The sequence below is a fragment of the Hydrogenophaga pseudoflava NBRC 102511 genome, from assembly GCF_001592285.1.
GTDB classification, from domain to species: domain Bacteria; phylum Pseudomonadota; class Gammaproteobacteria; order Burkholderiales; family Burkholderiaceae_C; genus Hydrogenophaga; species Hydrogenophaga pseudoflava.
This window is the reverse complement of the sequence record NZ_BCWQ01000011.1, coordinates 107888-134676: the sequence shown is the minus strand read 5'-3', so window position 1 is coordinate 134676 and position 26789 is coordinate 107888. Positions and strand designations below refer to the sequence as shown.

Genomic DNA, 26789 nt, shown 5'->3' with positions numbered 1-26789 from the left:
GTGTGCCTCCGGCGGATGTTCAGCCCTCCCCTGAAAAGGGACATTCATGCCACGTCTTTCGGAGAGAAAACATGGCTTCAGAGCTGAGAAATGAAAGAAAGGCCTGGTCCGTCCTGATCGTCAGCACGCTGGCGTTCACGGTCTGCTTCATGGTCTGGATGATGTTCGGCGTGATCGGCATCCCGATCAAGAAGATGCTGAACCTGAACGCGACCGAGTTCGGTCTGCTCACCGCGATGCCGGTGCTCACCGGCTCGCTGATCCGGGTGCCCCTGGGCATCTGGACCGACCGCTACGGCGGCCGCATCGTCATGGCCACCCTGATGGCGATCACCGTGCCGGCCATCTACCTGATGAGCTACGCCACCGAGTACTGGCACTTCCTGGTCATCGGCCTGTTCGTGGGTCTGGCCGGCGGCTCCTTCTCGGTCGGCACGCCCTACGTGGCGCGCTGGTTCCCCAAGAGCCGCCAGGGCATGGCCATGGGCGTCTACGGCGCTGGCAACTCGGGCTCGGCAGTCAACAAGTTCGTGGCGCCGGTGCTGCTGGTGGCCTTCGGCTGGACCATGGTGCCGCAGGTGTACGCGGCCATCATGCTCGGCACCCTGGTGCTGTTCTGGCTGTTCAGCCACAGCGACCCCGCCCACCTGGTGCCCAGCAACGTGAAGTTCAGCGACCAGCTGCAGGCGCTCAAGGACCCCAAGGTGCTCAAGTACTGCCAGTACTACAGCATCGTGTTCGGCGGCTACGTGGCGCTGGCGCTCTGGATGGTGCAGTACTACGTCGGCGAATACGGCCTGGACATCCGCGTGGCCGCGCTGCTGGCCGCCTGCTTCTCGCTGCCCGGCGGCGTGCTGCGCGCCATCGGCGGCGTGCTCTCCGACAAGTACGGCGCGCACAAGGTCACCTGGTGGGTGCTGTGGGTGAGCTGGATCTGCCTGTTCCTGCTGAGCTACCCGCAGACCGACTTCACGGTGCAGACCGTCAACGGCCCGACCACCTTCCACATCGGCCTGAACGTCTACACCTTCACCGGCCTGATGGCGATCCTGGGCGTGGCCTGGGCCTTCGGCAAGGCCAGCGTCTTCAAGTACATCAGCGACGACTACCCCAAGAACATCGGCGCCATCAGCGGCATCGTCGGCCTGGCCGGCGGCCTGGGCGGCTTCGTGCTGCCGATCCTGTTCGGCGTTCTGATGGACCTCACCGGCATTCGTTCCAGCGCCTTCATGCTGATGTACGGCGTGGTCTGGGTCTCGCTGATCTGGATGTACTGGACCGAGGTCCGCCAGACCGAGGTCATGGGCACCAACGCCAAGTCCTTCTCCCTGCAGAACTGATCACCTCGGGTCATCCCCATGAACACCCATACCAAACCCATCGCCTCCCCCGGCGCGCCCACGGGCGCGGATGTGCAGGACTGGCGTCCCGAAGACGAAGGCTTCTGGGCCACCACCGGCAGCAAGATCGCCTACCGCAACCTCTGGATCTCGATCCCCGCCCTGCTGTGCGGCTTCGCGGTCTGGGGCATGTGGGGGATCATCACCGTGCAGATGCTCAACCTGGGCTTCCCCTTCACCCAGGCCGAGCTGTTCACGCTGACCGCCATCGCGGGCATCTCCGGCGCCACCATGCGCATCCCGGCGTCCTTCCTGATCCGCCTGGCCGGTGGCCGCAACACCATCTTCCTGACCACCTCGATGCTGCTGGCCCCGGCGATCGGCACCGGCATCGTGCTGCAGCACCCCGAGTGGCCGCTGTGGTCCTTCCAGCTGATGGCCCTGTGGTCGGGCGTGGGCGGCGGCAACTTCGCCAGCTCGATGTCCAACATCAGCACCTTCTTCCCCAAGCGCCTGCAGGGCACGGCGCTGGGCCTGAACGCCGGCCTGGGCAACTTCGGCGTGACCACGATGCAGATCGTGATCCCTGTGGTCATGACGCTGCCGCTGCTGGGCGCTTTCGGCGGTGAGCCCATGACGCTGGTGAAGGACAGCGGCTGGCTGTTCGGCAAGATCGCCGCCGGCACACCGACCTGGGTACAGAACGCCGGCTTCGCCTGGGTGTTCTCGCTGGTGCCGCTGGGCGCGCTGTGCTGGTTCGGCATGAGCAACCTCAAGACCGTCTCGCCCAACACCGGCAGCCCGATCGTCGCGTTCGCCAAGATCACCTACCTCTACACCCTGGCCTTCGTGCCCACGGTGTTCATGCTCTGGCTCTACCTGCCCAAGCCCACCGGCCTGGGCGTGCTGAGCATGTGGGTCGCGATCCCGCTGGACATCGTGATGGCCCTGGCCGTGATGCGCCTGGCCGCCTTCGGCGAGATGAAGGAAGGCGTGAAGAAGCAGTTCGCCATCTTCAGCAACAAGCACACCTGGTCGCTGACCGCGCTCTACATCGTCACCTTCGGTTCCTTCATCGGCTTCTCGATGGCGCTGCCCCTGGCCATCACCGTGATCTTCGGCTTCCAGCACATCCCCGACGCCGCCGGCGTCATGCAGCACACGCTGAAGAACCCCAACGCCCCCTCGGCCCTGACCTACGCCTGGATCGGCCCCTTCGTCGGCGCCGCGGTGCGGCCCATCGGCGGCTGGATCAGCGACAAGATCGGGGGCTCCATCGTGACCCAGGTGATCACCGCGGTCATGGCCGCCGCCGCCGTGGCCGTGGGCTACGTGATGATGCAGGCCTACAGCTCGGCCACGCCCGAGCAGTACTTCCCGATGTTCCTGGGCCTGTTCATGGTGCTGTTCTTCGCCAGCGGCATCGGCAACGGCTCCACCTTCCGCACCATCGGCGTGATCTTCGACCGCGCCCAGGCCGGCCCCGTGCTGGGATGGACCTCGGCGGTCGCCGCCTACGGCGCCTTCATCGCGCCGGTGCTGATCGGCCAGTACATCAAGGCCGGCACCCCGCAGCTCGCCTTCTACGGCTTCGCCGTCTTCTACGCCCTGTGCCTGGTGCTGAACTGGTGGTTCTACCTGCGCAAGGGTGCCGAGATCAAGAACCCCTGAGCGCCCCCAAGACACGCTTTTTTCGGAGACCCCCACGATGAGTCACTTCCTCGACCGCCTGAGCCATTTCACGGCTCCCACTGAAAGCTTCTCCGGTTCGCACGGCATCACCACCGGCGAGGACCGCACCTGGGAAGACGCCTACCGCGACCGCTGGGCGCACGACAAGATCGTGCGCTCCACCCACGGCGTGAACTGCACGGGCTCCTGCTCGTGGAAGATCTATGTCAAGGGTGGCATCGTCACCTGGGAAACCCAGCAGACCGACTACCCGCGCACCCGCGCCGACCTGCCCAACCACGAGCCGCGCGGCTGCGCCCGTGGCGCGTCCTACAGCTGGTACCTGTACTCCGCCAACCGCGTGAAGTACCCGATGGTGCGCGGCAAGCTGCTGCAGCACTGGCGCGCCGCGCTGGCCGTGGCCAGGAGCCCGGTGGACGCCTGGGCCGCCATTGTCGAGAACCAGGATGCCCGACGCGAATGGCAGCAGCAGCGCGGCCTGGGCGGCATGGTGCGCAGCACCTGGGACGAAGTGAACCAGCTGGTGGCCGCCGCCAACGTCTACACCGCCAAGAAGTACGGCCCGGACCGTGTGATCGGCTTCTCGCCCATCCCGGCCATGTCCATGATCAGCTACGCCGCCGGCTCGCGCTATCTCTCGCTCATCGGCGGCGTGTGCATGAGCTTCTACGACTGGTACTGCGACCTGCCGCCGGCCAGCCCGCAGGTCTGGGGCGAACAGACCGACGTGCCCGAATCGGCCGACTGGTACAACTCCACCTACATCATCGCCTGGGGCTCCAACGTGCCCCAGACCCGCACGCCCGACGCCCACTTCTTCACCGAAGTCCGCTACAAGGGTGCGAAGACCGTGGCGATCACGCCCGACTACGCCGAGATCAGCAAGCTCTGCGACCTCTGGATGCACCCCAAGCAGGGCACGGACGCGGCGATTGCCATGGCCATGGGCCACGTGATCCTCAAGGAGTTCTATTTCGACAAGCGCTCGTCGTACTTCGACGACTACGTGCGCCGCTACACCGACATGCCCAACCTGGTGCAGCTGGAAGAGCGTACCCTGCCCGACGGCCGCAAGGTCGTGGTGCCCGGCCGCTACCTGCGCGCCAGCGACTTCAACGGCAAGCTGGGCCAGGCCAACAACCCCGACTGGAAGACGGTCGCCATCGACCAGGACGACAAGGTCGTGCTGCCCAACGGCTCCATCGGTTTCCGCTGGGGCGCCGAAGGCCGCACCGACGCCGGCAAGTGGAACCTGGAAGACAAGGAAGCGCGCGGCGACGAGCAGGTCAAGCTCAAGCTCAGCCTGATGGAAGGCGAGGGCAGCGAATACGAAGTGGGCGAGGTCGCCTTCCCGTATTTCGGCGGTATCGACACCCCCAACTTCACCGCCAACAAGCAGGCCAGCGCCACCGACGACGTGCTGGTGCGCCAGGTGCCGGTGCGCCGCATCAAGCTGGGCAAGGCCGGTGAAGAGCGCTACGCGCTGGTCGCCACCGTGTTCGACCTGACGGTCGCCAACTACGGCGTGAACCGTGGCCTGCCGGGCGACACCGGCGCCACCAGCTACGACCAGGACACGCCCTACACGCCCGCCTGGCAGGAGAAGATCACCGGCGTCAAGCGCGACCAGGTGATCGCCGTGGCGCGCCAGTTCGCCGACAACGCCGACAAGACCAAGGGCAAGTCCATGGTCATCATCGGCGCGGCCATGAACCACTGGTACCACAGCGACATGAACTACCGCGGCATCATCAACATGCTGATGATGTGCGGCTGCATCGGCCAGAGCGGCGGTGGCTGGGCGCACTACGTGGGCCAGGAAAAGCTGCGCCCGCAGACCGGCTGGACCGCTCTCGCGTTTGCGCTGGACTGGGTGCGTCCGCCGCGCCAGATGAACTCCACCAGCTTCTTCTACGCCCACACCGACCAGTGGCGCTACGAGAAGCTGGGCGTGGACGAGATCCTTTCGCCGCTGGCCGACAAATCGAAGTTCGGCGGCAGCCTGATCGACTACAACGTGCGCGCCGAGCGCATGGGCTGGCTGCCCAGCGCACCGCAGCTGCAGACCAACCCGATGCAGGTGGTGAAAGACGCCACCGCCGTCGGCATGGACCCCAAGGACTACGCGGTCAAGGCGCTCAAGGACGGCTCGCTGAAGATGAGCTGCGAGGACCCGGACCACCCGGCCAACTGGCCGCGCAACATGTTCGTCTGGCGCTCCAACATCCTGGGCTCCAGCGGCAAGGGCCACGAGTACTTCCTCAAGCACCTGCTGGGCACCACCCACGGCGTGCAGGGCAAGGACCTGGGCCCCAACGATGCGAAACCGACGGAAGTCGAGTGGCACGCCCAGGCGCCCGAAGGCAAGCTGGACCTGGTGGTCACGCTGGACTTCCGCATGAGCACGACCTGCCTGTATTCGGACATCGTGCTGCCCACCGCCACCTGGTACGAGAAGAACGACCTCAACACCAGCGACATGCACCCCTTCATCCACCCGCTGTCCACCGCGGTGGACCCGGCCTGGCAGAGCAAGAGCGACTGGGAGATCTACAAAGGTTTCGCCAAGGCCTACAGCGAGGTCTGCGTCGGCCACCTGGGGGTCGAGAAAGAGCTCATGCTCACGCCGCTGATGCACGACACCGCGTCCGAGCTGGCCCAGCCGTTTGACGTCAAGGAATGGAAGAAGGGCGAGTGCGATCTGGTCCCGGGCGTCACTGCTCCGAGCATCTCGGTGGTCGAGCGCGACTACCCCAACACCTACGCCCGTTTCACCGCCCTGGGCCCGCTGATGGACAAGGTGGGCAACGGCGGCAAGGGCATCGGCTGGAACACCCAGACCGAGGTCGGCCAGCTAAAGGAACTCAACGGCACCGTGCACACCGAGGGCGCGGCCAAGGGCCTGGCCCGCATCGACAGCGACATCGACGCCTGCGAGGTGGTGCTGCAGCTGGCGCCCGAGACCAACGGCCACGTGGCCGTGAAGGCCTGGGAGGCGCTGTCCAAGATCACCGGCCGCGACCACACCCACCTGGCCCTGCACCGCGAGGACGAGAAGATCCGCTTCCGCGACATCCAGGCCCAGCCGCGCAAGATCATTTCTTCGCCCACCTGGTCCGGCCTCGAATCGGAAAAGGTCTCGTACAACGCCGGCTACACCAACGTGCACGAGCTGATCCCATGGCGCACCCTCACCGGCCGCCAGCAGTTCTACCTGGACCACCCCTGGATGCTCGCCTTCGGTGAGGGCCTCTCCAGCTACCGCCCGCCGGTCGACCTCAAGACCGTGGGCGACATGATCGACCGCCGTCCCAACGGCAACAAGGAGATCAGCCTCAACTTCATCACGCCGCACCAGAAGTGGGGCATCCACAGCACGTACAGCGACAACCTGCACATGCTCACGCTCAACCGCGGCGGCCCGGTGATCTGGCTGAGCGAGGACGACGCGAAGAACGCCGGCATCGAAGACAACGACTGGGTCGAGCTGTTCAACACCAACGGCGCCATCGCGGCGCGCGCGGTGGTGAGCCAGCGCGTGAACCCGGGCATGGTGCTCATGTACCACGCGCAGGAAAAGATCATCAACACCCCCGGTGCCGAGATCACCAACACCCGCGGCGGCATCCACAACTCGGTCACCCGCATCGTGACCAAACCGACCCACATGATCGGCGGCTACGCGCAGTTCAGCTACGGCTTCAACTACTACGGAACCATCGGCACCAACCGCGACGAGTTCGTCATCGTGCGCAAGATGCGCAAGATCGACTGGCTCGACGGCGAAGGCAACGACACGGTCCAGGCTTGATCAGCACAGGAGAAAACAAGATGAAAGTACGTGCCCAAATCGCGATGGTGCTGAACCTGGACAAGTGCATCGGTTGCCACACCTGTTCGGTCACCTGCAAGAACGTCTGGACCAGCCGCCCCGGCGTGGAATACGCCTGGTTCAACAACGTGGAAACCAAGCCCGGCATCGGTTACCCCAAGGAATGGGAGAACCAGGACAAGTGGAACGGCGGCTGGGTCCGCAAGGCCGACGGGTCCATCGTGCCCAAGCAGGGTGGCAAGTGGTCGCTGCTGATGAAGATCTTCAGCAACCCCAACCTGCCGCAGATCGACGACTACTACGAACCCTTCACCTTCGACTACGACCATCTGCAGTCGGCGCCCGAAGTGAAGGCCGCGCCCACCGCACGGCCGCGCAGCCTGATCACCGGCCAGCGCATGGAGAAGATCGAGTGGGGCCCGAACTGGGAAGAAATCCTGGGCGGCGAGTTCAGCAAGCGCAGCGCGGACGCCAACCTCGCGAACTTCGAGCAGGTCCAGAAGGACATGGTCGGCCAGTTCGAGAACACCTTCATGATGTACCTGCCGCGCCTGTGCGAGCACTGCCTGAACCCGGCGTGCGTGGCATCGTGCCCCTCGGGCTCGATCTACAAGCGCGAGGACGACGGCATCGTCCTGATCGACCAGGACAAGTGCCGCGGCTGGCGCATGTGCGTCAGCGGCTGCCCCTACAAGAAGATCTACTACAACTGGCAGACCGGCAAGGCCGAGAAGTGCATCTTCTGCTACCCGCGCATCGAGGCCGGCCAGCCCACCGTGTGCAGCGAGACCTGTGTGGGCCGCATCCGCTACCTGGGCGTGGTGCTGTACGACGCCGACCGCATCGCCGAGGCCGCCAGCGTGCCCGACGAGAAGGACCTCTACCAGGCCCAGCTCGACCTGTTCCTCGACCCCAACGACCCGGCCGTGATCGAGCAGGCCCGTGCCGACGGCATCCCCGAGAGCTGGCTCGAAGGCGCGCGCAAGAGCCCGGTCTACAAGATGGCCATCGACTGGAAGATCGCGCTGCCGCTGCACCCCGAGTACCGCACCCTGCCCATGGTCTGGTACGTGCCGCCGCTCTCGCCGATCAGCGCCGCCGCCAACGCCGGCCAGATCGGTGCCAACGGCGAGCTGCCCGACTTCAGCCAGATGCGCATTCCGCTGCAGTACCTGGCCAACCTGCTGACCGCGGGCGACACCGCGCCGGTGGTGCGCGCGCTCGAACGCATGCTGGCCATGCGCGCCTACCAGCGCGGCAAGCACGTGGACGGCGTGGAGAACCTCAAGGTGCTGGAGCAGACCGGCCTGAGCCGCGCCGAGGTCGAGGAGATGTACCAGATCATGGCCATTGCCAACTACGAAGACCGCTTCGTCATTCCCAGTTCGCACCGCGAGTACGCCGAAAACGCCTTCGACCTGCGCGGCGGCTGCGGCTTCTCGTTCGGCAACGGCTGCTCGGACGGCGCCTCGGAAACCAGCCTGTTCGGTGGCAGCAAGCGCCGCACCATCCCGATCCAGTCGGTGGTCTGAAAGGAAACGCCATGAAGAACACCCGCTATTCCCTGCGCGCGCTGGCGCGCCTGCTGGCCTACCCCGATGCGCAGCTGCGCAGCGATCTGGCGCCGCTGATCGCGGCCATCGACGAAGAGGCCGCGGTGCCCGCCGCGCGCCGCGCCGAGCTGCGCGCGCTGGCCGCCGACCTGGTGCGCCGCGACCCGCTGGAGGTGGAAGCCCGCTACGTCGAGACCTTCGACCGTGGCCGCGCCACCTCGCTGCATTTGTTCGAACATGTGCACGGCGACTCGCGCGACCGCGGCCCGGCCATGATCGACCTGGTGCAGACCTACGAGAAGGCCGGCCTCTACCTCGGCCCTGAGGAGCTGCCCGACCACCTGGGCGTGGTGCTGGAGTTCGCCTCCACCCAGCCGCCCGCGCTGGCCAAGGCCTTCCTCGGTGAGGTGGCGCACATCCTGAACGCCATCTTCAGCGCCCTGCTCAAACGCGAGAGCCCCTACGCCGCCGTCGTCGCCGCCGTGCTGGAGCTGGCCGGCCAGAAGGCCGAGGCCGTGCCCTTCAAGGCCGACGAGGCGCTCGACGAGGCCTGGGCCGAACCCGAGGCCTTCGACGGCTGCGCCACCCGCGGCCAGAACCGGCCCGGCCAGGCACAGCCCATCCACATCGTCCGCCAGAAATCCAACGCTTCTCAAGGAGTCGCAGCATGAACGGCTTCCACAACTTCGTCTTCGGCATCTATCCGTACATCGCGCTCACTGTCTTTTTGCTGGGCAGCCTGATCCGCTTCGACCGCGACCAGTACAGCTGGAAGAGCGATTCCTCGCAGCTGCTGCGCAAGGGACAGCTGCGCTGGGGCAGCAACCTGTTCCACGTCGGCATCCTGTTCCTGTTCTTTGGCCACACGGTGGGCATGCTCACGCCGCACGCGGTGTACGAGCCCTTCATGACCGCGGGCGCCAAGCAGCTCATGGCCATGGTCTCGGGCGGCCTGTTCGGCCTGTTCGGCTTCATCGGCGTGAGCCTGCTGCTGCACCGGCGCCTGTCGGACGCGCGCATCCGCGCCACCAGCAAGACGAGTGACATCGTGCTGCTGTGGCTGCTGTGGGCGCAGTTCGCGCTGGGCCTGGCCACCATCCCGCTGTCTGCCCAGCACCTGGACGGCGGCATGATGATGCTGCTGGCCGAATGGGCGCAGCGCATCGTCACCTTCCGCGGTGGCGCGGCCGAGCTGATCGCTGATGCCAGCTGGGTGTTCAAGGCCCACATGTTCCTGGGCATGAGCATCTTCCTGATCTTCCCGTTCACCCGCCTGGTGCACGTGTGGAGCGGCTTCGGCACGCTGGCCTACATCACGCGTCCCTACCAGGTGGTGCGCAGCCGCCGCGTCGGCATGACGCCCCAGCAACCCCTGAGCCAGCGGGGTCGCTGAACATGCAACAAGGAATGACCATGAGCGACAGCACCTCCCAAGGCTGCGGCAGCGCGCACTGCGCCTGCTCGGGCCAGATGCAGATCGTGCCCGCCAGCATCAACGGCATCGCGCTGCACGAGCCGGGCGAGGCACTGGACGCCGAGACCCTGCGCGAGCGCGCCTACACCGAGCTGCTGCGCCAGCGCGCGGTGCACCAGGGCCTGCTGCCCCGCTTCAGCGGGCTGGTGGCGCCCACGCTCAACGAGGCCGAGCGCCACGTGATTGAGGCCATGACCGACGACGAGGTCGTCTCGCCCGATCCGACCGACGACGAGTGCCAGCGCTACTACGAAGCCAACAAGAACCACTTCATCGTTGGCCAGGCACTGCATGTGCGGCACATCCTGTTCGCCGTCACGCCGGGTGTGAACGTGCACGCGCTGACGCAGCGCGCCGAAGCCGCGCTGCTGGAACTGATCCGCAAGGACGTGCCGCCCGGCCGCTTCGAGCAGCTGGCGGCCGAGCTGTCCAACTGCCCGTCCAGCGCCGAAGGCGGCGACCTGGGCTGGGTCACGCCCGAAGACTGCGCGCCCGAACTGGCCAACGAGCTGTTCTTCCAGAGCGACTCGCGCTGGGGCATGGGCGTGCACCCGCGCCTGGTGCACACGCGCTTCGGCCTGCACATCATCGAGGTGCTGGGCCGCAAGAAGGGCACCCTGCCCGCCTACGAAGAGGTGGCCGACGCGATCCGCCAGCGCCTGCAGCACCAGTCGCGCGCGACCGCGCTGCGGCAGTACATGCGGCTGCTGGTGGGGCAGGCCAAGGTTGAAGGCATCGAACTCGAAGGTGCGGACTCGCCCCTGGTGCAGTGACGCGCTGAGCCGGAGACCGCCATGCCCGACGACCTCCTGCTGCGCCTGCGCGATTTCCACGAGGACTACTTCCCCCGCCACCAGCAGCGCTTTCAGGACCTGGTGGCGCAGGGCCAGCACCCCAAGACCCTGTTCATCGGTTGCAGCGACTCGCGCCTGGTGCCCTACCTGCTGACGGGTGCCGCCCCGGGCGACCTGTTCATCGTGCGCAACGTGGGCGCCTTCGTGCCGCCCTACGACCAGTCGCACGGGCTGCATGGAACGATGGCGGCGATCGAGTTCGCGGTGCTCGGCCTCAAGGTCGAACGCATCATCGTCTGCGGCCACAGCCACTGCGGCGCCATCCGCACCGCCTACGAAGGCGCACCGGAAGAGGCGGTGGCCCTCAAGGCCTGGCTGCGGCTGGCCGACGAGGCCCTGCTGCCGGTGCAGCCCAGCCCCGAGGCGCTGTGCCGCACCGAGCAGCGCGCCGTGGTGCTGCAGCTGATGCGCCTGATGGACTACCCCATGGTGCGCCGCGCCGTCGAGGCCGGCCACCTCACGCTGCACGGATGGCACTACGTGATCGAACAGGGTGAGGTGCATGTGTTCGATGCGGTGCGCGGCGCCTTCGTGCCGGCCTCGGAGTCGGACCACAGCGGCACCGGCCCCTACCTGCCCTATGTGGAGCACGACGGACAGGTGCTTGAATGATCCCTTTGCTGGAGCTGATGCAGACGCGGCGCACCACGCTGCCCAAACGCCTGGTGGCGCCTGGCCCGTCCGAAGACCAGCTGCGCCAGTGCCTGGCCGCCGCCGCCACCGCACCCGACCACAACCAGCTGCTGCCCTGGCGCTTCGTGCGCATCCCGACAGCGCAGCGCGGGCGGCTGGGCGACGCACTGGCGCAGGCCCTGATCGAACGCGACCCCGACGCCACCGCCGAACAGCAGGCGCAGGCGCGCGAGAAGGCCGAGCGCGCGCCCGAGCTGCTGTTGCTGGTGGTGGACGACGACCGCGGCGACCCCGAGGTGGACGTGCTGGAGCGCACCCTCTCGGCCGGCTGCGCGGTGCAGAACCTGCTGCTGATGGCCACCGAGCTGGGCTACGGGTCGGCGCTGACCTCGGGCAAGGGCTTGAAGTCCCGGGCGGTGCGCGAACTGTTCGGCCTGGGCCCGGGGGAGCACGCAATCTGCTTCGTCAGCCTGGGCACCCCGACGCGGGCGCCGCAGGGGCGGGCGCGGCCGGAGGTGGAGGCGTTCACGGGGGTGCTGGGGGCGCCAACCAGTCAGGGCACCAACACGTAGATGGCGCTGAACAGCATGAGCACGACTTCAAGCGCTGCGAAGAAGAGGTTGTCCATGTGGTCCAAGCCGCAAATGGCTAGCTGGAGGCGTGCTGCGTCAAGCGACGGCGCAGGGTCACCAGCAGGCCGATGAGCACCACGTACGTGGCCAGGTAACACCAGGGTGCAGGCCCCGAATGACCCAATGCCTCGACCCCGGTGACAGACTCGAACCAGCCCCAGAATGGCCAGACGAGAACCGTGATGGCGACTGCAACTGGCGCACAAAGCACGGCCCAGGCAAGAAGGCGGATGGCATCGCGAAGTGGCATGCGAGTGCGGCTTACTGATCAGCCGCCGCGGTCGATGCCTCTCTCGCCTTGACGGCGGCTTCAAGGTCCTGTTTGAGTTTGGCCGCCTGCGCCTGGGCGCGCTCTGCGCTGTCGGCCTGCAGCTTGGCGGCCGTGGCTGCCGCCCCCACCGTATCGGGGCCGCAACCGGCGAGGCCCACGCAGAGACCAAGCGCCCACAACCAGTGGGCGGACATGGGGCAAAGAGAGGGCAGACGCTTCATGGGGTGAGGACGATGCTGGGGGACACGGGGGCCATACATGTGAGGGCAGCTGGGCATCTTGCCTGACACTGGCCCGTTGAGCGCCAAGGAGCCGACAGCCTGTGGCGGTTTGCTGTCCGAACGGGTTGGATCGACCATCATGGGTCTATCCCACGGTCCCCAATCGGTCAGTCCCTTGCCGTTGAGGGTGAGTCAATGGGGCAAGCGAACCCTCATCAACTCACTCTAAAACGGGCCTGCTTCGCAGGTTCATGAAGGCAGCTTTGCGATCACCTTGATCTCGAACTGGAAGCCAAAGAGCCAGGTGACGCCGATGCCGGTGAGTGTGGGGTGCGGGGCCTCGCCCCAGTGCTCTTGCACCACGGGCCACGCCGCCTCGAAGTTCTGCTCCGGGTTCACCATGAATACGGTCACGTCGATGACGTCCTTGAAGCTGCAGCCTGCGGCTTCGAGGATGCTGTTGAGGTTCTGGAACGCCAGGCGCACCTGCGCGGGCAGATCGTGCTCGGGCGAGCCGTCTGGCCGGCTGCCCACCTGGCCTGAGACGAACAGAAAACCGTTGGAGCGGATGGCGGGCGAGTAGCGGTTCTGCTCGTACAAGGCCTGGCGGCTGGCGGGGAAAACAACGTCGCGTGGGCTGGTCATGGATCGGCTTTCTGAAACAATGGTTGAGAAGGTCGGGGAGTCTAGGAACGCCACCCGCGCGCATCAACCGGCCACCACCACAAACACTTTTTGCGGAATCCGAACAATCACGGAGGCCCTGGGAAACGCCATGGACCGATTCGATGCCATGCAGGCATTTGCGCGTGTGGTGGAGGCCGGCAGCTTCACCAAGGCGGCCGAAACGCTGCGCCTGAACAAGACCAGCGTGACCCAGCTCATCCAGCAGCTTGAGGCGCACCTGCGCGTGAAGCTGCTCCACCGCACCACGCGCAAGGTGCAGGTGACGGCCGACGGAGCGGCCTACTACGAGCGTGTGGTGCGTCTGCTGGCCGAGCTGGACGATGCCGAGACCAGCCTCTCCAGCGCCAAGACCTCGCCCCGCGGCCGGCTCCGCGTGGACGTGCCCAGCCCGCTCGCGCGCTTCGTGCTGGTGCCCGCGCTGCCGGGCTTCCATGCGATGTACCCCGACATCCAGATCGACATGGGCGTGAGCGACCGCATGGTGGATTTGATCGGTGACAGCGTGGACTGTGTGATCCGCGGGGGCGACATCACCGACCCGTCGCTGGTCGCGCGCCGGGTGGGCGAACTGCAGATCGGCGCCTACGCCGCGCCCGCTTATCTGCAGCGCCACGGCACGCCGGAACACCCCAAAGACATGGAGAACTCGCACCACCGCGTCGTGGGGTTCGTGAACATGCGCAGCGGCCGCGTGCCGCCCTACACCCTGCAGCGCGGGGACGACGAACGCATCACCGTGCAGGGCCGCCATGTGCTGGCGCTGGACGACGGCAACGCCTATCTGGCGGCGGGCCTTGCCGGGCTGGGGGTTCTGCCGCTGCCCACCTACATGGCCGATGAACACGCGGCCCGCGGTGAGCTGGTGCCCGTGTTCAAGGGCTGGCGCTTCGATCCGATGCCGCTGTACCTGGCGTACCCGCCGAACCGGTACGTGAGCGCGAAGCTGCGCGTGTTCGTGGACTGGGTGGTGGACGTGGTGGGCGAGAAGGCGCCGGTGGGCGTGCGCCGCCCGCGTCAGCCGGCCGCCACCGCCCCGAAGCGGAAACTCGAAGCCGCCACCACGCCCATGAACAGGTCCTCGTGGTAAACGCAGGTGCCGGCCTCGTCGTGCGCCGCGCCCACCGCCACCATCAGCGGGATCAGGTGGTCTTCGCGCGCATGCGCGATGCGTGCCGATGGTGCCTGCTCCCATTGCAGCAGCTGCGCTTCGCGCTCGTCGGGTGTGGCCGCGGTCAGTGTCTGCTGCAGCCAGGCGTCGAACTGCTGCGAGGGCACGGTGCCGGCCGCGTTGAGCAGGCGCAGGTTGTGGTAGCTCAGGCCGCTGCCGATGATGAGCACGCCTTCGTCGCGCAGCGGCGCCAGCAGGCGGCCGGCGGCGATGTGGGCGGCGGGGTCGAAGCTCTGCAGCACCGAGAGCTGCACCACCGGAATCTGCGCCTCGGGGTAGGCGGCCTGCAAGGCCGAGAAGGTGCCGTGGTCGAAGCCGCGTTCGGGGTCCAGGTGGGCCGTAGCGCCGCCGGCCTGCAGAAGCTCCAGCGCGTGCTGCGCCAGCTCGGGCGAGCCGGGCGCGCGGTAGTGGACCTGGTAGGTGTGGGGCGGGAAGCCGTAGTAGTCGTAGAGCATGCCCGGCTGGGGCGAGGACGACAGCGTGAAGTCGGGCGTCTCCCAGTGCGCGGTGACCATCAGGATGGCGCGCACCTGGCCCTGGTGGGCCTGGGCCATGGCCTGCAGCGAGGCTTCGAGCCGGTCGTAGCGGCCGCCGGTCTGCTCGCGCATCCAGGGCCAGGGGCCGCCGCCGTGCGAGAGGTAGTAGGTGGGCAGACGGGACATGGTGCAGCTCCTTGCGTCGGGGGCCGATCCAGCCGTCGGCCAGCACCGATGCTACCGGGCGGTGGCGAACCGTGGGTCAGCGCTGGGGCATGTCCTTGGCGCCGTAGCCCAGACTCACCGTGGCGTCGGCCGGAATCGGCGGCAGGCTGGCGTCCCAGTCCAGCCAGCGCTGGCGCATGTCGGCCAGGCGCTGCGGTTCCAGCGGCGCGCGGTTGGCGCGCTCGCGCGCGTCGGCGGCGATGTTGAACAGGTACTCGTGGCCGTCCACCATCAGGTACTTCCAGTCGCCCTCGCGCAGCGCGCGCTGGCCCCGGTGGTTCATGCGCCAGGCCATGGGCCGCTCGAAGCGGTGGGCCGGGTCGTGCAGCAGCGCCGCCAGCGACACGCCGTCCAGCGGGTAGTCGGGGTGGGGCTGGCCGCCGCCGAGTTCGAGCATGGTGGCCGACCAGTCCATGGTCAGGCAGTGTTGTCCGCTGACCGAACCGGCCGGGACCACGGCGGGCCAGTGGGCGATCCAGGGCACGCGGATGCCGCCTTCGGTCAGGTCCATCTTGCCGCCCACCAGCGGCCAGTTGTCGCTGAAGCGCTCGCCGCCGTTGTCGCTGGTGAAGACGATCAGCGTGTCCTCCAGCAGGCCTTCCTCGCGCAGCGCCGCCACCAGCCAGCCGATGCCTTCGTCCATGTGGTGGATCATGCGGCGGTAGGCCTCGACGCTGCCGCCGTGCAGGTGGAACAGGTTCTTGGCCACCTCGGGCGCCACGTGCGCGTCGTCGCGCGTCTCCCAGGGCCAGTGCGGCGCGGTGTAGTGCAGGCTCAGGAAAAACGGCGTGCCGGCGCGGGCCTCGGCAGCGCGCGCCTTCACGTGTTCCACCGCCTTGTTGGAGAACACGTCGGTCAGGTAGCCGACCTCCTTGTGAGTCTCGTCGCCGATGTAGAGGTCGTGGTCGCCGCTGGACGAGCAGTGGGTGAAGTAATCCACCCCGCCAGCCATGATGCCGAAGAACTCCTCGTAACCCGAGCGCAGCGGGCCGAAGTGCGGCGGGTAGCCCAGGTGCCATTTGCCGATCAGCGCGGTGCGGTAGCCGGCGTCCTTCAGCAGCGAGGGCAGGGTGGGGATCTCGGGGGGCAGGCCCAGCGTGTCGCTGCCCTTGCTGCGGCTGTTGATGGGCTCTTCCAGCGCGCCGCGCAGCCGGTACTGCCAGCGCATGGTGGCCATGGCAAAGCGCGTGGGCGAACACACGGGCGAGTTGCTGTAGCCCTCGGTCAGGCGCAGGCCGCCGGCGGCCAGGGCGTCGATGTTCGGCGACACCGCGCCGAAGCCGGCGGGCCGGCCGCCGTAGCAGCCCAGGTCGGCGTAGCCCAGGTCGTCGCTGACGATGTAGATGATGTTGGGACGTTTCATGTCAGTGGCGCCCGGCCGCCCGAAGGCACTGACGCCCCCCTCGGGGGGCAGCGGACCGCGCGCAGCGGGGGAGCGTGGGGGCAGGTTCATCTCAGTCCGCCTTCATGCCGGTGGCGCGCACGATCTGGCCGTAGCGCGTGTTCAGGTCGGCCAGCCGCTGGGCCGCGGCGGCGCCGGTCTGGCCTTCGAAGAACAGGTCCAGGCTCTTCATGCGTTCTTTCACGTCGGGCCGCTGCAGCGCGTCGGTGATGCCCTTGGCCAGGGTCTGCACCACGGTGTCGGGCGTGGCGGCCGGCACCATCACCAGGTACAGCACCTCGGATTCGAGCGCCTTGAAGCCCAGCTCGGCCACCGTGGGCAGCTGCGGCGCCAGCTGCGAGCGGCGCGCGCTGGTGACGGCCAACGCAGTGATCCGGCCGCTCTGCACATGCGGCAGCATGCCGGGCGTGGCCAGGATGCCGCCGTCCACCTCGCCGCTGAGAATGGCGGTCACGGCCGGCGTGTTGCCGCGGTAGGGCACGTGCAGGGCCTTGACCGGCGTGCTGTTGCCGAGCGTGGCCGCCGCCAGGTGGCCCGGGCTGCCGTTGCCGGCCGAACTGAAGCTCAGGCCTTTGCTGCGGCCCTGGCTCAGCAGGTCGCCAAAGCTCTTGATGCCAGTGCCGGGGTTCACCCCCAGCAGCAGGCCCGACGAGGCCATGATCACCACCGGTTTGAGGTCCCCCGGCTTGAACGGCATGGTCGGGTACAGGTGCGGGTTGATGGTGAACGTGGTGTCGATGCCGACCAGCACGGTGTGGCCGTCGGGCGCGGCCTTGGCCACCTGCGCCGCGCCGATGTTGCCGCTGGCACCGGCCTTGTTCTCCACCACGAAGGGCTGCTTGAGGCCCGCCTGCAGCACGGCGGCGACCGAACGCGCCAGCAGGTCCGACGGGCCGCCGGGCGGGAAGTTGTTGACGAAGGTGACGGGTTTGGCGGGCCAGGCCGGGGCCTGGGCGTGCGACGCGGCGAAGGGCAGAAGGGCCGCGCAGGCGAGCGCGGCCACGGTGTGGCGACGGAAGCGGTTCATGGAAATCCTGAGAAAAAAACGGGAAGGTCAGTCCAGCTGCACGCCGGTGGCCTTGATCGGGCCTTCCCAGCGCTTGAGGTCGGCGGCCTGCGCGGCGGCCAGTTCGGCCGATGTGGAGCCCACCGGCTCGTAGCCCTGCTCGACCAGCTTGGCGCGCAGCGTGGGCGTGCGCACCGCCTTGGCCACGGCGGCGCTGATCATGTCGCGCACCTCGGGCTTGAGCCCGGCCGGGCCGTACATGGCGAACCAGGCGGTGGCGACCATGTCCACGCCCTGTTCCTTGAGCGTGGGCACTTCGGGCACCTGCGGGTCGCGCTGCGCGCCGGTCACGGCGAGGATGCGCACCTTGCCCGAGCGGTGCAGCTCGGCGGTCTCGGTGACCACGTCGAACTTGTACTGGATGTGGCCGCCCAGCAGCGCGGTGTTGGCCGGGCCGCCGCCCTGGAAGGGCACGTGGGTCAGTTCGGCGCCGGCCTTCTGGCCGAACATCACGCCCATGAAGTGCGGCAGCGTGCCCGAGCCGGGCGTGCCGTAGGTGGCGCTGCCGGGCGCGGCCTTGGCCTTGGCCAGCATCTCGGCCACGCTCTTGGCGCCTGCGGCCGGGCCGGCCACCACGCTGAACTGGAAGTGCGCGATCTGCGAGATCGGCGTGAAGTCGGCCACCGCGTCGTAGTCCAGCTTCTTGTAGACGTGCGGGAACAGCACCATCGGCCCGCTGGGCAGCAGCACCACGGTCTGGCCGTCGGCGGGTGCGCGCTTGACATGAGAGAGCGCGATGCGGCCGCCCGCGCCGGGCTTGTTCTCCACGATCACCGACGAGAAGTCGTTCTTCAGGCCCTCGGCCAGCAGGCGCGCGAGCAGGTCGGCCGAACCGCCGGGCGGAAAGCCCACGACGATCTTCAGGGGCGGCTTGTCCTGCGCCAGCGCGGGCAGGGGCAGGGCACCGAGGGTGGCGAGCGCGGCGGCGGCGCCCAGCAGGTGGCGTTTGTTCATGGCGTGTCTCCGGTTTGTCGTATGTCAAACGGGTTTGCCCCGCTGCAGGTCCGCATGCTAGGCAGCGACAATCAATTGCAGAAATCAATCGTTCCCGGTGTTTTCCCTGAGCCCTCTGCCGACCCGCCACCCATGAGCGCCGACGACCCGCTCCAGCACCCGCAGCAGCAGAACGACCTGCTGCTCTACCGCCTCTACCGCATCCACGCCACGGCCGGGCCACTGGTGGTGCGCATGTGCGAGCGCGACTACGGCATCACGCGGCGCGAGTGGCGCGTGCTGTCCTGCCTGGCCGACGTGGAGGGTGTGCAGTCGTCCGAACTGGCGGTGCGCGCCATGCTCGACCGCGCCCGCACCTCGCGCGCCATCACCAGCCTGGCGGACAAGGGCCTGCTGCGGCGCGAACCCAAGCCGTCGGACCGGCGCGAGGTGCACGTGTACCTGACCGACGAGGGGCGGCGCGTGTATGGCGAGGTGTTCCCGCGCATCGCGGCGATCCAGCGCGAGCTGCTCTCCCCGTTCAGCGACGCGGAGCGCCGGCGGTTCAGCGAACTGATGGCGCGGCTGCAGGCCAGCGCTTCGCGGTTGAACCCAGGAGGCGACCTGCTGCCGCCCCTCGAAGACGCGCCCGACTGAACCGCCTCAGGTCAGCCGGTTTTGAGCGCCGCCTCGATCGCCTGTATCAGCGGTGCACTGCCGGGCTCCACCTCGCTGGCGAAGCTGCGCACGGTCTGGCCGTCGCGCGCCACCAGGTACTTGTGGAAGTTCCAGCGCGGCGCAGCACCGGTGGCCCTGGCCAGCTGCTCGTAGAACGCATTGCGCCCGGCGCCCTTGACCACGGTCTTGGCGAACATCGGGAACTTCACGCCGTAGGTGTTGAAGCACAGCTCGGCGATCTGCTTCGCGTCGCCCGGCTCCTGCTGGCCGAAGTCGTTGGACGGAAACCCCATCACCACCAGGCCGCGCGCCGCGTACTTCGCGTGCAGCGCTTCCAGCCCTTCGTACTGCCGCGTGAAGCCGCAGTAGCTGGCGGTGTTCACCACCAGCAGCACCTGGCCCGCGTACTGGCACAGCTCCTGCGGTGCTTCGTCCTGCAGGCGCGGGAAACGGTGTGCGAGCAGGGGCGGGCAGGCGGCGGGGCGGGTGGTCTGGGCGTGGGCCACGGACCCGAGCGGGGCGGTGAGGGCGGCACCCAGTGCCAGGACAGTGCGGCGGTTCAGCGTCATGGCGGCATTGTCCGGTCGGGTCCTTGACCCTGCGGCCAGCGCGGGTGACGGTCTCAGCCGCGCGACTCGCTCACCAGAATCGCGGCGGCCAGGTCTTCCAGCGCGTTGCCGACCGACTTGAACACGGTGCGTTCGCCCGCGCTCTTGCGGCCGATGGCGACGCCGCGCGAGAGCGTGGTCAGCGTGCCGCGCACCTCGTTGGCGCTGAACACGCCGTGCTGCATCGGCACCAGCAGGTCGCCGCTCTTGGTGAGTGCCTCGTCGGTGTCGACGAACACCCGTGCGTGCTCGAAGCAGGCGTCGTCGGCCTCGCGCATGGCGGGGGTGAACGAGCCGATCAGGTCCAGGTGGGCGCCCGGCGCGAGCCAGCTGCCGCGCACCACCGGCTCGTTGGCCATGGTGGCGCAGCTGACGATGTCGGCCGAGGCGCAGGCGCCGGGCAGGTCGGTGGTGGCGCTGGCCGAGAAGCCTTCGCGCGTGAGCTGCGCCGCCAGCGCCTGCGCCTCGCTCTCGCGCCGCGCCCACACGGTGACGTGTTCGATCGGGCGCACGGTCTTCCAGGCCGCGGGCAGCAGCCGCGCCACGCGCCCCGCGCCCACCAGCACCAGGTGCTTGGCCTCCTCGCGCGCCAGGTAGGAACCCGCCAGCGCGGAGGCCGCCGCGGTGCGGCGCGCGGTGATGACGTCGCCATCCATCTGCGCCAGCGGCACGCCGGTGCGTGCGTCGAACAGCAGGTAGGTGGCGTGCAGGCCGGGCAGGCCGCGGCGCGCGTTGCCGGGCGCGATGTTGACGATCTTCACGCCGTAGTGCTTGCCCGGAATCCAGGCCGGCATGATCAGCGAGGTCACGCGCCGGCCGGCGGCGTCCTGGCCGGCCTCGCCCAGCGGGTTGACGATCTCGTGCACATGGCGCGGTGGCGCCTCGCAGCCGCCCGCGAAGCGTTCGCGCAGGGCGGGGATGAGGCGGTCGAAGGGCAGGGCGGAGCGGGTGGCGTCGGCGTCGAAGAAGTGCATGCGGCGATGGTAGCGGGGCCGGCTGCCTTGAAGATGAAACGGGATAATCCGGCGCTTCTCTGCGGCCTGCTCGCGCAGGCTGAGTCCCCATGAAACGCCACACCACCCGGGCCGCTCTGGCGGTTTTTCTTTTTTCAGTCCTTGGCAGCGCCCAGGCCGCCGCCCCCAATGGCTACACCCTGCCCACGCGCGACGGCCGCTGCGCGATGTGGATCACCGCCGAGGCCGACCCGCCGCCGGGCGAAAGCACCACCTGGAGCGGCGACTGCCGCAACGGCCTGGCCCAGGGCGTCGGCATCCAGGAGTTCGTGCGCGCCGACGGCAGCCGCCTGCGCTACACCGGCCCCGTGCGCGACGGCCGCTGGCACGGCCGGGGCCGCCTGCAGCAGTTTGCCGCCGACGGCCGGCTGTTGCACGTGGTCGAAGGTGTGTTCGAGCACGGCGTCGAACAGGGTGTGTTCAACGAGCTGTTTCTGGAGCATCCGCAGAACGGTTCGCTCGACGCCATCCGCCAGACCGGGCGCGCGGTCGGGTCCGACGGTGTGGAGGTGCAGCAGTTCTACGTCGACGGTGCCGCCGTGCTGATGTGCGCACCCGACGCCGACTGCCTTCGGGAGGCTGCGGCCGAAGGCTACGAGATCCGGGAGGCCGGCCCGGGCGAAGCACAGCGCTGAAGCAGCAGGCCGCCCAGCGCCAGCGCGCTGAACACCGCGCCGGCGTGGAAGGTGAAGGACGCGCCCAGCCGGTCCCACAGCACACCGGCCACCACGCTCGCCAGCAGCAGCGCCCCGCCGCTGACCAGGTTGAAGAAGCCGAAGGCCGTGCCGCGCAGGTCGGCCGGCGCCGTGTCGGCCACCATGGTGGCCAGCAGGCCCTGCGTCATGCCCATGTGTACGCCCCACAGCGCCACACCGGCCAGCAGCGTCCACCAGTGCGTGCCGCTGGCCAGCACCAGATCGGCCGCGATCAGCACCACCAGGCCCAGCGCCAGCAGCGTGCGGTGGTCCATGCGGTCGGCCAGCCGGCCGAAGGGATAGGCCGAGGCCGCGTACACACCGTTCATCGCCACCATCACCAGCGGCACCAGGGCCAGCGGCACACCGCTCTGCTCGGCCCGCAGCACCAGAAAGGCCTCGCTGAAGCGCGCCAGCGTGAACACCGCGCCCACGCCCACCACCCACCAGTAGCCGCCGCCCAGGCGGCGCAGGTTCTCGCGCCGGATCGGGTTGTCGCGCCGCTGGCCCGCGGGCCGATCGGGTTCACGCACCCCGGTCACCAGCAGCGCCACCGCCAGCAGGCCCGGCACCACGGCGACCCAGAACACGGCGCGGAAGTCGTTGGCCCACAGCAGCATCAGACCAACGGCCAGCAGCGGCCCGAGAAAGGCGCCCACCGTGTCCAGCGACTGGCGCAGGCCGAAGGCGGCGCCGCGCATGTCCGGCGGTGCGATATCGGCCACCAGCGCGTCGCGCGGCGCGCCGCGCACGCCCTTGCCCACGCGGTCCAGCAGGCGCGCGGTGAGCACCAGGCCCATGCCCGGGGCCAGCGCGAACAGCGGCTTGCTCAGCGCGCCCAGCGCGTAGCCGGCCACCGCCAGCCCCTTGCGCCGGCCCCACCAGTCGCTGAGCACGCCCGAGAACACCTTGACCACCAGCGCCGTCGCCTCGGCCAGCCCTTCCACCAGACCCACCACCAGCGCGCTCGCGCCCAGCGTGCCCACCATGAACAGCGGCAGCAGGCTGTGGATCATCTCGGAGGAGATGTCCATGAGCAGGCTCACGAAGCCCAGCACCCAGATGGCGGCGGGCAGCTTGGTTCGGGCTGAGGTGTGGGGCTTCATGGGCGCTGTGCTGTGTCGTTCAGCGCGGCTGGAACGCGACGATGGCCATGCCCGCCAGCGCCACGGCGGCGCCGGCCGCGTCCCAGGCCGTGGGCCGCACGCCGTCCACCGCCCACAGCCAGGCGATGGCCGCGCCGATGTAGACGCCGCCGTAGGCCGCGTACACCCGCCCCGAGGCGGTGTCGTGCAGCGTCAGCAGCCAGGCGAACAGGGCCAGGCTCGCGGCGGCCGGCAGCAGCAGCCACACCGGCGCACCCTGCCGCAGCCACAGCCAGGGCAGGTAGCAGCCGACGATCTCGGCGAGTGCGGTGGCCAGGTAGAGCAGCAGGGTTCTCATGCGCCGGATTGTCGCGCCCGGTGGCGACTCACACGGCCACGAACAGCACCAGCCAGAACACGCTTGCGCCCAGCACGATCTTCGGCCGCTGCGGTGCCGACCAGATCGAGGACACGATCAGCAGGTTGTAGGGCAGCGGCAGCAGGTGCGCGAGCAGCACCCACTGGATGGGCGCGTCCTGCGACAGCAACGCCAGTGCCAGCCCGGTCATGAGCAGGTTCAGGCTGGTGCCGACGACCAGCAGGTCGCGCCAGAACAGGGTGCGCCAGCCGACGAGGCCGTGCCAGCGCTGTGCAATGAAGGTCTTCACGGCAGGCAGTATGGCCTCAGCAGGTGCTGGGCAGGTACTCCAGCAGCCACTTCATCTGCGTGGCGGTGGTCCACGGGACGCCATGCACCACGGTGTGCCCCGGGTCGCCGGACCCGCGTGGGTGCAGCGTGACGCGGTAGCTGTCGCTGTCCGGGGTCCTGGTGGCGACCGCCCGCACGTCCCTGAGCGGCAGTGTCCGCGATTCGCGGCCGTCCAGCGGGCGGCGCGCATGCACCTCCAGCACGCAGTCCTCCAGCATGGCGAAGCGGGCCGGGCTCTTCTGCTGCTTGCCCTTGACGACCTGGTTCATGGCCCTGATCGCCTCGGTCTGCCCCATGCCGTAGTGCAGGGTCACGACCTCGGAGCGCTCGGGGTAGCCCTCGGCGCAGGCGGCCAGCAGCAGGGCCGCCGCCACGGCCACGGACCCAGTGTGGGTGCGTCGGGTCATGGCGCCACCACCTCGTCGGTGCCTTCCGGCGCGTCCGGGTCGTGGCGCGTGGCCAGCACCTTGTCGATGGTGCGGCCGTCCATGTCCACGATCTCGAAGCGCCAGTGTTCCCATTCCACCTGGTCGCCTTCCCGGGGCAGGCGGCCGGTCAGCAGCATCATCAGGCCGCTGAGCGTGTGGTAGCGGCCGCGCTGCTCGTCGGGCACGGTGTCCAGACCCAGCCGGTCCTTCAGCTCGGGCACCGGGATGTGGCCGTCCAGCAGCCAGCTGCCGTCCTCGCGCTGCACCGCCCACGAGGTTTCCGGGTCGCGCGGGCTGAACTCGCCGGTGATGGCCTCGATCAGGTCCTGCAGCGTGACGATGCCCTGCACCTCGCCGTACTCGTCGATGACGAAGGCCATCTGGCCGCCCGACTGCCGGAAATTGTCCAGCAGCTCCATGCCGGTGATGGTCTCGGGCACGTACAGCGCCTCCTGCAGCGGCTGGTTCGCCAGCTCGCGCTCACCGCCGCGCAGCGCCTGCGAGAGCCACTTGCGCGCGTTCACCACCCCCGCCACGTGGTTCATGTCGCCGCGCACCACCGGGAAGCGCGCATGGTCCGAGGCCTCGACCCGCGCCATGTTGACCTCGAAGCTCTGGTCCAGGTCGAGCACCACCACGTCGCTGCGCGGCACCATCAGCGAGCCGATCTGCCGGTCGTCCAGCCGGAACACGTTGCGCACCATGGTGTGCTCGTGCGACTCGATCACGCCCGCGCTGGTGCCTTCTTCGAGCATGGCGTGGATCTCTTCCTCGGTCACCGCCGCGCCGCTGTTGTCCTTGATGCCCAGCAGGCGCAGCAGCGCCTTGGTGGAGACCGACAGCAGCAGCACGAAGGGCTTGGTGGCGATGGCCAGGGCGTTGATGGGGCGGGCCATGAAGCGGGCCAGCATTTCCGGGTTGGACTGGCCGATGCGCTTGGGCACCAGCTCGCCGACCACGATGGAGAAGTAGGTGATCAGCACCACCACCAGGCCGGTGGCGCCGAGCTGGGCGACGTTCCCGGCCACGCCCAGTGAGACGAGCCAGTGCGCCAGCGGCCCGGCCAGTGCCGCCTCGCCGACGATGCCGTTGAGCACGCCGATGGAGGTGATGCCGATCTGGATGGTGGAGAGAAAGCGAGTGGGGTCTTCGCCCAGCTTCACGGCGGCGACCGCCGCGCCGTCACCTTCGTCGATGAGTTTCTGAAGCCGCGCTTTGCGGGCGGTGACGAGCGCGATCTCGGACATGGCGAACAGGCCATTGAGCACGATGAGCGCAAAAAGCAAGGCAATTTCCATGAGGCATGGGTTCCATGAGGCACGCCCGCGGGCGTGCGGGCGTGCGGACGTGCGGACGTGCGGACGTGCGGACGTGCGGGCGTGCGGGCGTGCGGGCGTGCGGGCGGACGGGAGCAGGGAGAGGGGCGGGCGGCCGGACGCCGCGCCCGCGGTCAGGCGCGCGCGGAGCGCCGGGGCGGCCGGTCGAGGCCCATGGGCAACGGGTCGTCCCGGGAGCCGAACACCCAGGGCGTGGCGGGCAGTGGCGGGTGGGACACCCTGAGCACGGGGAGGGCGCGCAGCGGGCCGTCGGGCATGTCGGGCGCGTCGTCGGTGAGCCCGTGCTGCACGCTGGAGCCGAGCCCGTCGACGTCGGCGGTCAGGGCGGACTCGGTGAGTTCCGGCGAGGGCACATGCAGCGTGAAGCCGCCCAGGCTCAGCAGGAAGTGCAGGGCAAACAGGGCAACGAGGCACCGGCGGAACATCGCGCAATTATAGAAATGGGGTGCGGCACCGTCTGGGCTCGGTGGGGCGCCGATACACTGCGGCGCGTGATCCCCGCCACCCTCTCCCCCGTGCTGCGCGGCGGCCTGCTGGCCCTGCTGGCGGCGGCCCTGTTCGGTCTGAGCACACCGCTGGTGCAGCGTTTCGGCCAAGGTCTGGGACCGTTTTCCACCGCGGCGCTGCTGTATGGCGGCGCGGCGCTGGTGGCGGTCTTCACGCGACGGCGCGCTTCGGTGGAGGCGCCGCTGCGCCGCAGCGACTGGCCGCGTCTGCTGGCGATGGTGGGGGCTGGCGCGGTGCTGGGGCCGGTGGCGCTGGCCTGGGGGCTGCAGCGCACCAGCGGCGCCAGCGCCTCGCTGCTGCTCACGCTCGAAGCCGTGTTCACCGCGGTGCTGGCCTGGCGCTGGTACGGCGAGGTGCTGGACGGGCGGGTGAAGTCGGCGGTGGCGCTGCTGCTGGCCGGCGGCGCGCTGCTGGTGATCGACCAGGGCCTCACGGGCCAGGTGCAGTTGCTCGGCCTGCTGGCGGTGGCCGTGGCCACGGTGGCCTGGGGCGTGGACAACACGCTCTCGCGCGGCGTCGCCGACCGCGACCCGGGGCAGGTGGTGCTGGTCAAGGCGGCGCTGGGGGCGGTGGTCACGACGGTGCTGGCGCTGGCCCGGGGCGAACCGCTGCCGACCGTGCTTGCGGTGCTCGCATTGCTGGCGGTGGGTGCGACGGGGTATGGCCTGAGCCTGCGTTTCTATCTGCTGGCGCAGCGGCATTTCGGCGCGGCGCGCACCGGCTCGGTGTTTGCGTTCGCACCTTTCATCGGCGCACTCGGCGCGTTCGCGCTGGGCGAACGTTCGGGCAGCGTGTTGCTGCTGGCGGGCGGGGCGCTGATGGTGGCGGGGATGCTGGTGCACCTGGCCGAGGAGCATGGCCATGCCCACGACCACGAGGCGCTGGACCATGAGCACGCCCACACCCACGACGACGGGCACCACGACCACGCCCATCCGGTGATGCCCCAGGGCGCACACAGCCACCCGCACCACCACAGCCCGCTGCGCCACAGCCACCCGCACGCACCGGACCTGCACCACCGGCACAGCCACTGAGCGGGCCGCATCTCCGTGCCGGCCACTCAGGTATGTGAGCACAGGCTCACGCGCTGAAGCGCATCCGCGCACAATACGGACTTCGTTCATGACGGCATGGCCGGCGCCCCCCTTGCGCTGGCGGTGCCGGTCCTTGCTGACAGCCCCGGCACAGCGTGCTGCAATGGCACCGCTGCCACCGCCCCGAAGCGCCCCGCATGGGCCTTGCGGGCCGGGCGACACCGTCACATCGG

At 68.8% G+C, this 26789-nt stretch carries 28 protein-coding genes; 13 read left to right on the top strand and 15 right to left on the bottom strand.

What is annotated here, in order from left to right; translation table 11 throughout:
• Window positions 1–71: 71 nt before the first annotated feature.
• Genes HPS01S_RS14620 through HPS01S_RS14580 form a run of 9 tightly spaced genes read left to right on the top strand, consistent with a single transcriptional unit; the run spans window position 72 to window position 11950 of the window.
• The gene (locus HPS01S_RS14620; protein ID WP_066157534.1) at window positions 72–1340 is read left to right on the top strand and encodes an MFS transporter; all 1269 of its coding nucleotides are present in this window, start codon (window positions 72–74) and stop codon (window positions 1338–1340) included.
• Between the two features lie 18 nt (window positions 1341–1358).
• A complete protein-coding gene (locus HPS01S_RS14615; RefSeq protein ID WP_066157531.1) occupies window positions 1359–3011 on the top strand; it encodes an MFS transporter in 1653 nt (550 codons plus the stop codon).
• Window positions 3012–3048: 37 nt separating this feature from the next.
• Window positions 3049–6843, top strand: coding sequence for a nitrate reductase subunit alpha (locus HPS01S_RS14610; RefSeq protein WP_066157528.1), 3795 nt, complete (start codon window positions 3049–3051; stop codon window positions 6841–6843).
• Between the two features lie 20 nt (window positions 6844–6863).
• Window positions 6864–8396 (top strand): nitrate reductase subunit beta, encoded by a 1533-nt coding sequence (narH, locus tag HPS01S_RS14605; protein WP_066157525.1) that lies wholly within the window; start codon window positions 6864–6866, stop codon window positions 8394–8396.
• Window positions 8397–8407: 11 nt separating this feature from the next.
• Window positions 8408–9088 (top strand): nitrate reductase molybdenum cofactor assembly chaperone, encoded by a 681-nt coding sequence (narJ, locus tag HPS01S_RS14600; protein ID WP_066157522.1) that lies wholly within the window; start codon window positions 8408–8410, stop codon window positions 9086–9088.
• Window positions 9085–9810: a respiratory nitrate reductase subunit gamma gene (gene narI / locus HPS01S_RS14595; RefSeq protein ID WP_066157520.1), complete on the top strand. Its 726-nt coding sequence runs from the start codon at window positions 9085–9087 to the stop codon at window positions 9808–9810. The genes narJ and narI overlap by 4 nt, the downstream gene beginning before the upstream one ends.
• 20 nt (window positions 9811–9830) lie before the next feature.
• Window positions 9831–10664 carry a peptidylprolyl isomerase gene (locus HPS01S_RS14590; RefSeq protein WP_243721665.1) on the top strand — a complete coding sequence of 278 codons (834 nt, stop codon included), beginning with the start codon at window positions 9831–9833 and terminating at the stop codon, window positions 10662–10664.
• A 21-nt stretch (window positions 10665–10685) separates the two neighbouring features.
• A complete protein-coding gene (locus HPS01S_RS14585) occupies window positions 10686–11357 on the top strand; it encodes a carbonic anhydrase (protein ID WP_066157514.1) in 672 nt (223 codons plus the stop codon).
• Window positions 11354–11950 carry a nitroreductase family protein gene (locus HPS01S_RS14580; protein ID WP_066157511.1) on the top strand — a complete coding sequence of 199 codons (597 nt, stop codon included), beginning with the start codon at window positions 11354–11356 and terminating at the stop codon, window positions 11948–11950. The genes HPS01S_RS14585 and HPS01S_RS14580 overlap by 4 nt, the downstream gene beginning before the upstream one ends.
• A gap of 76 nt (window positions 11951–12026) precedes the next feature.
• Here the strand turns inward: HPS01S_RS14580 and HPS01S_RS14575 are convergent, their stop codons facing one another.
• The 3 genes from HPS01S_RS14575 to HPS01S_RS14565 all read right to left on the bottom strand — a co-directional run bounded on the left by HPS01S_RS14575 (window position 12027) and on the right by HPS01S_RS14565 (window position 13147).
• Window positions 12027–12260 carry a hypothetical protein gene (locus HPS01S_RS14575; RefSeq protein WP_066157509.1) on the bottom strand — a complete coding sequence of 78 codons (234 nt, stop codon included), beginning with the start codon at window positions 12258–12260 and terminating at the stop codon, window positions 12027–12029.
• An 11-nt stretch (window positions 12261–12271) separates the two neighbouring features.
• Entirely contained in the window at window positions 12272–12475 is a 204-nt protein-coding gene (locus tag HPS01S_RS14570; RefSeq protein WP_066157506.1) for a hypothetical protein, read from the bottom strand.
• Between the two features lie 276 nt (window positions 12476–12751).
• Window positions 12752–13147, bottom strand: coding sequence for a RidA family protein (locus tag HPS01S_RS14565; protein WP_066157503.1), 396 nt, complete (start codon window positions 13145–13147; stop codon window positions 12752–12754).
• 130 nt (window positions 13148–13277) lie between these two features.
• On the opposite strand from HPS01S_RS14565, the gene HPS01S_RS14560 reads away from it, so the two are divergent.
• Window positions 13278–14276 (top strand): LysR family transcriptional regulator, encoded by a 999-nt coding sequence (locus tag HPS01S_RS14560; RefSeq protein ID WP_066157500.1) that lies wholly within the window; start codon window positions 13278–13280, stop codon window positions 14274–14276.
• On the opposite strand, the gene HPS01S_RS14555 is transcribed toward HPS01S_RS14560, so the two are convergent.
• From HPS01S_RS14555 to HPS01S_RS14540, 4 genes are all read right to left on the bottom strand, one after another.
• A complete protein-coding gene (locus HPS01S_RS14555; protein WP_066157497.1) occupies window positions 14204–15019 on the bottom strand; it encodes a DODA-type extradiol aromatic ring-opening family dioxygenase in 816 nt (271 codons plus the stop codon). The two genes, HPS01S_RS14560 and HPS01S_RS14555, sit on opposite strands and share 73 nt — an antisense overlap.
• 76 nt (window positions 15020–15095) lie before the next feature.
• Window positions 15096–16421: a sulfatase family protein gene (locus tag HPS01S_RS14550; protein WP_066157757.1), complete on the bottom strand. Its 1326-nt coding sequence runs from the start codon at window positions 16419–16421 to the stop codon at window positions 15096–15098.
• Between the two features lie 91 nt (window positions 16422–16512).
• Window positions 16513–17487 carry a Bug family tripartite tricarboxylate transporter substrate binding protein gene (locus HPS01S_RS14545; protein WP_066157492.1) on the bottom strand — a complete coding sequence of 325 codons (975 nt, stop codon included), beginning with the start codon at window positions 17485–17487 and terminating at the stop codon, window positions 16513–16515.
• Window positions 17488–17514: 27 nt separating this feature from the next.
• The gene (locus tag HPS01S_RS14540) at window positions 17515–18480 is read right to left on the bottom strand and encodes a Bug family tripartite tricarboxylate transporter substrate binding protein (RefSeq protein WP_066157487.1); all 966 of its coding nucleotides are present in this window, start codon (window positions 18478–18480) and stop codon (window positions 17515–17517) included.
• Window positions 18481–18612: 132 nt separating this feature from the next.
• Between HPS01S_RS14540 and HPS01S_RS14535 the strand changes: the two genes are divergently transcribed.
• Complete coding sequence (locus HPS01S_RS14535) at window positions 18613–19116, top strand: MarR family winged helix-turn-helix transcriptional regulator (RefSeq protein WP_164868421.1); 504 nt, start codon at window positions 18613–18615, stop codon at window positions 19114–19116.
• A gap of 11 nt (window positions 19117–19127) precedes the next feature.
• Here the strand turns inward: HPS01S_RS14535 and HPS01S_RS14530 are convergent, their stop codons facing one another.
• Window positions 19128–19706 carry a glutathione peroxidase gene (locus HPS01S_RS14530; protein ID WP_066157485.1) on the bottom strand — a complete coding sequence of 193 codons (579 nt, stop codon included), beginning with the start codon at window positions 19704–19706 and terminating at the stop codon, window positions 19128–19130.
• 53 nt (window positions 19707–19759) lie between these two features.
• Window positions 19760–20719, bottom strand: a complete 960-nt coding sequence (gene lhpI / locus HPS01S_RS14525) for a bifunctional Delta(1)-pyrroline-2-carboxylate/Delta(1)-piperideine-2-carboxylate reductase (protein WP_066157482.1) — start codon at window positions 20717–20719, stop codon at window positions 19760–19762.
• An 89-nt stretch (window positions 20720–20808) separates the two neighbouring features.
• On the opposite strand from lhpI, the gene HPS01S_RS14520 reads away from it, so the two are divergent.
• Window positions 20809–21393, top strand: coding sequence for an MORN repeat-containing protein (locus HPS01S_RS14520; protein WP_066157479.1), 585 nt, complete (start codon window positions 20809–20811; stop codon window positions 21391–21393).
• Here HPS01S_RS14520 and HPS01S_RS14515 read toward each other — a convergent pair.
• The 6 genes from HPS01S_RS14515 to HPS01S_RS14490 form a co-directional block, all read right to left on the bottom strand.
• Window positions 21351–22559, bottom strand: a complete 1209-nt coding sequence (locus HPS01S_RS14515) for an MFS transporter (protein WP_066157477.1) — start codon at window positions 22557–22559, stop codon at window positions 21351–21353. The two genes, HPS01S_RS14520 and HPS01S_RS14515, sit on opposite strands and share 43 nt — an antisense overlap.
• Before the next feature lie 19 nt (window positions 22560–22578).
• Window positions 22579–22896, bottom strand: coding sequence for a YnfA family protein (locus tag HPS01S_RS14510; protein WP_066157475.1), 318 nt, complete (start codon window positions 22894–22896; stop codon window positions 22579–22581).
• Window positions 22897–22924: 28 nt separating this feature from the next.
• Entirely contained in the window at window positions 22925–23206 is a 282-nt protein-coding gene (locus HPS01S_RS14505) for a hypothetical protein (RefSeq protein WP_066157473.1), read from the bottom strand.
• A 16-nt stretch (window positions 23207–23222) separates the two neighbouring features.
• Window positions 23223–23654: a hypothetical protein gene (locus HPS01S_RS14500; protein WP_133155665.1), complete on the bottom strand. Its 432-nt coding sequence runs from the start codon at window positions 23652–23654 to the stop codon at window positions 23223–23225.
• Window positions 23651–24973 (bottom strand): hemolysin family protein, encoded by a 1323-nt coding sequence (locus tag HPS01S_RS14495; protein ID WP_066157465.1) that lies wholly within the window; start codon window positions 24971–24973, stop codon window positions 23651–23653. The genes HPS01S_RS14500 and HPS01S_RS14495 overlap by 4 nt, the downstream gene beginning before the upstream one ends.
• Window positions 24974–25125: 152 nt before the next feature.
• Window positions 25126–25437, bottom strand: a complete 312-nt coding sequence (locus HPS01S_RS14490) for a hypothetical protein (RefSeq protein ID WP_066157462.1) — start codon at window positions 25435–25437, stop codon at window positions 25126–25128.
• Between the two features lie 66 nt (window positions 25438–25503).
• On the opposite strand from HPS01S_RS14490, the gene HPS01S_RS14485 reads away from it, so the two are divergent.
• The gene (locus HPS01S_RS14485) at window positions 25504–26556 is read left to right on the top strand and encodes a DMT family transporter (protein ID WP_066157754.1); all 1053 of its coding nucleotides are present in this window, start codon (window positions 25504–25506) and stop codon (window positions 26554–26556) included.
• Window positions 26557–26789 lie beyond the last annotated feature (233 nt).

Excerpts from the sequence above, each read along its gene's own strand:
- HPS01S_RS14500 (WP_133155665.1), bottom strand. The coding sequence starts at position 23,654 with ATGACCCGACGCACCCACACTGGGTCCGTGGCCGTGGCGGCGGCCCTG.
- HPS01S_RS14560 (WP_066157500.1), top strand. The coding sequence starts at position 13,278 with ATGGACCGATTCGATGCCATGCAGGCATTTGCGCGTGTGGTGGAGGCC.
- lhpI (WP_066157482.1), bottom strand. The coding sequence starts at position 20,719 with ATGCACTTCTTCGACGCCGACGCCACCCGCTCCGCCCTGCCCTTCGAC.
- HPS01S_RS14610 (WP_066157528.1), top strand. The coding sequence starts at position 3,049 with ATGAGTCACTTCCTCGACCGCCTGAGCCATTTCACGGCTCCCACTGAA.
- HPS01S_RS14555 (WP_066157497.1), bottom strand. The coding sequence starts at position 15,019 with ATGTCCCGTCTGCCCACCTACTACCTCTCGCACGGCGGCGGCCCCTGG.
- HPS01S_RS14575 (WP_066157509.1), bottom strand. The coding sequence starts at position 12,260 with ATGCCACTTCGCGATGCCATCCGCCTTCTTGCCTGGGCCGTGCTTTGT.
- HPS01S_RS14510 (WP_066157475.1), bottom strand. The coding sequence starts at position 22,896 with ATGAGAACCCTGCTGCTCTACCTGGCCACCGCACTCGCCGAGATCGTC.
- narH (WP_066157525.1), top strand. The coding sequence starts at position 6,864 with ATGAAAGTACGTGCCCAAATCGCGATGGTGCTGAACCTGGACAAGTGC.
- HPS01S_RS14535 (WP_164868421.1), top strand. The coding sequence starts at position 18,613 with ATGAGCGCCGACGACCCGCTCCAGCACCCGCAGCAGCAGAACGACCTG.
- HPS01S_RS14565 (WP_066157503.1), bottom strand. The coding sequence starts at position 13,147 with ATGACCAGCCCACGCGACGTTGTTTTCCCCGCCAGCCGCCAGGCCTTG.
- HPS01S_RS14620 (WP_066157534.1), top strand. The coding sequence starts at position 72 with ATGGCTTCAGAGCTGAGAAATGAAAGAAAGGCCTGGTCCGTCCTGATC.
- HPS01S_RS14545 (WP_066157492.1), bottom strand. The coding sequence starts at position 17,487 with ATGAACCGCTTCCGTCGCCACACCGTGGCCGCGCTCGCCTGCGCGGCC.
- HPS01S_RS14570 (WP_066157506.1), bottom strand. The coding sequence starts at position 12,475 with ATGTCCGCCCACTGGTTGTGGGCGCTTGGTCTCTGCGTGGGCCTCGCC.
- HPS01S_RS14585 (WP_066157514.1), top strand. The coding sequence starts at position 10,686 with ATGCCCGACGACCTCCTGCTGCGCCTGCGCGATTTCCACGAGGACTAC.
- HPS01S_RS14515 (WP_066157477.1), bottom strand. The coding sequence starts at position 22,559 with ATGAAGCCCCACACCTCAGCCCGAACCAAGCTGCCCGCCGCCATCTGG.
- HPS01S_RS14520 (WP_066157479.1), top strand. The coding sequence starts at position 20,809 with ATGAAACGCCACACCACCCGGGCCGCTCTGGCGGTTTTTCTTTTTTCA.
- narJ (WP_066157522.1), top strand. The coding sequence starts at position 8,408 with ATGAAGAACACCCGCTATTCCCTGCGCGCGCTGGCGCGCCTGCTGGCC.
- HPS01S_RS14495 (WP_066157465.1), bottom strand. The coding sequence starts at position 24,973 with ATGGAAATTGCCTTGCTTTTTGCGCTCATCGTGCTCAATGGCCTGTTC.
- HPS01S_RS14590 (WP_243721665.1), top strand. The coding sequence starts at position 9,831 with ATGAGCGACAGCACCTCCCAAGGCTGCGGCAGCGCGCACTGCGCCTGC.
- HPS01S_RS14490 (WP_066157462.1), bottom strand. The coding sequence starts at position 25,437 with ATGTTCCGCCGGTGCCTCGTTGCCCTGTTTGCCCTGCACTTCCTGCTG.
- HPS01S_RS14540 (WP_066157487.1), bottom strand. The coding sequence starts at position 18,480 with ATGAACAAACGCCACCTGCTGGGCGCCGCCGCCGCGCTCGCCACCCTC.
- narI (WP_066157520.1), top strand. The coding sequence starts at position 9,085 with ATGAACGGCTTCCACAACTTCGTCTTCGGCATCTATCCGTACATCGCG.
- HPS01S_RS14615 (WP_066157531.1), top strand. The coding sequence starts at position 1,359 with ATGAACACCCATACCAAACCCATCGCCTCCCCCGGCGCGCCCACGGGC.
- HPS01S_RS14580 (WP_066157511.1), top strand. The coding sequence starts at position 11,354 with ATGATCCCTTTGCTGGAGCTGATGCAGACGCGGCGCACCACGCTGCCC.
- HPS01S_RS14550 (WP_066157757.1), bottom strand. The coding sequence starts at position 16,421 with ATGAAACGTCCCAACATCATCTACATCGTCAGCGACGACCTGGGCTAC.
- HPS01S_RS14530 (WP_066157485.1), bottom strand. The coding sequence starts at position 19,706 with ATGACGCTGAACCGCCGCACTGTCCTGGCACTGGGTGCCGCCCTCACC.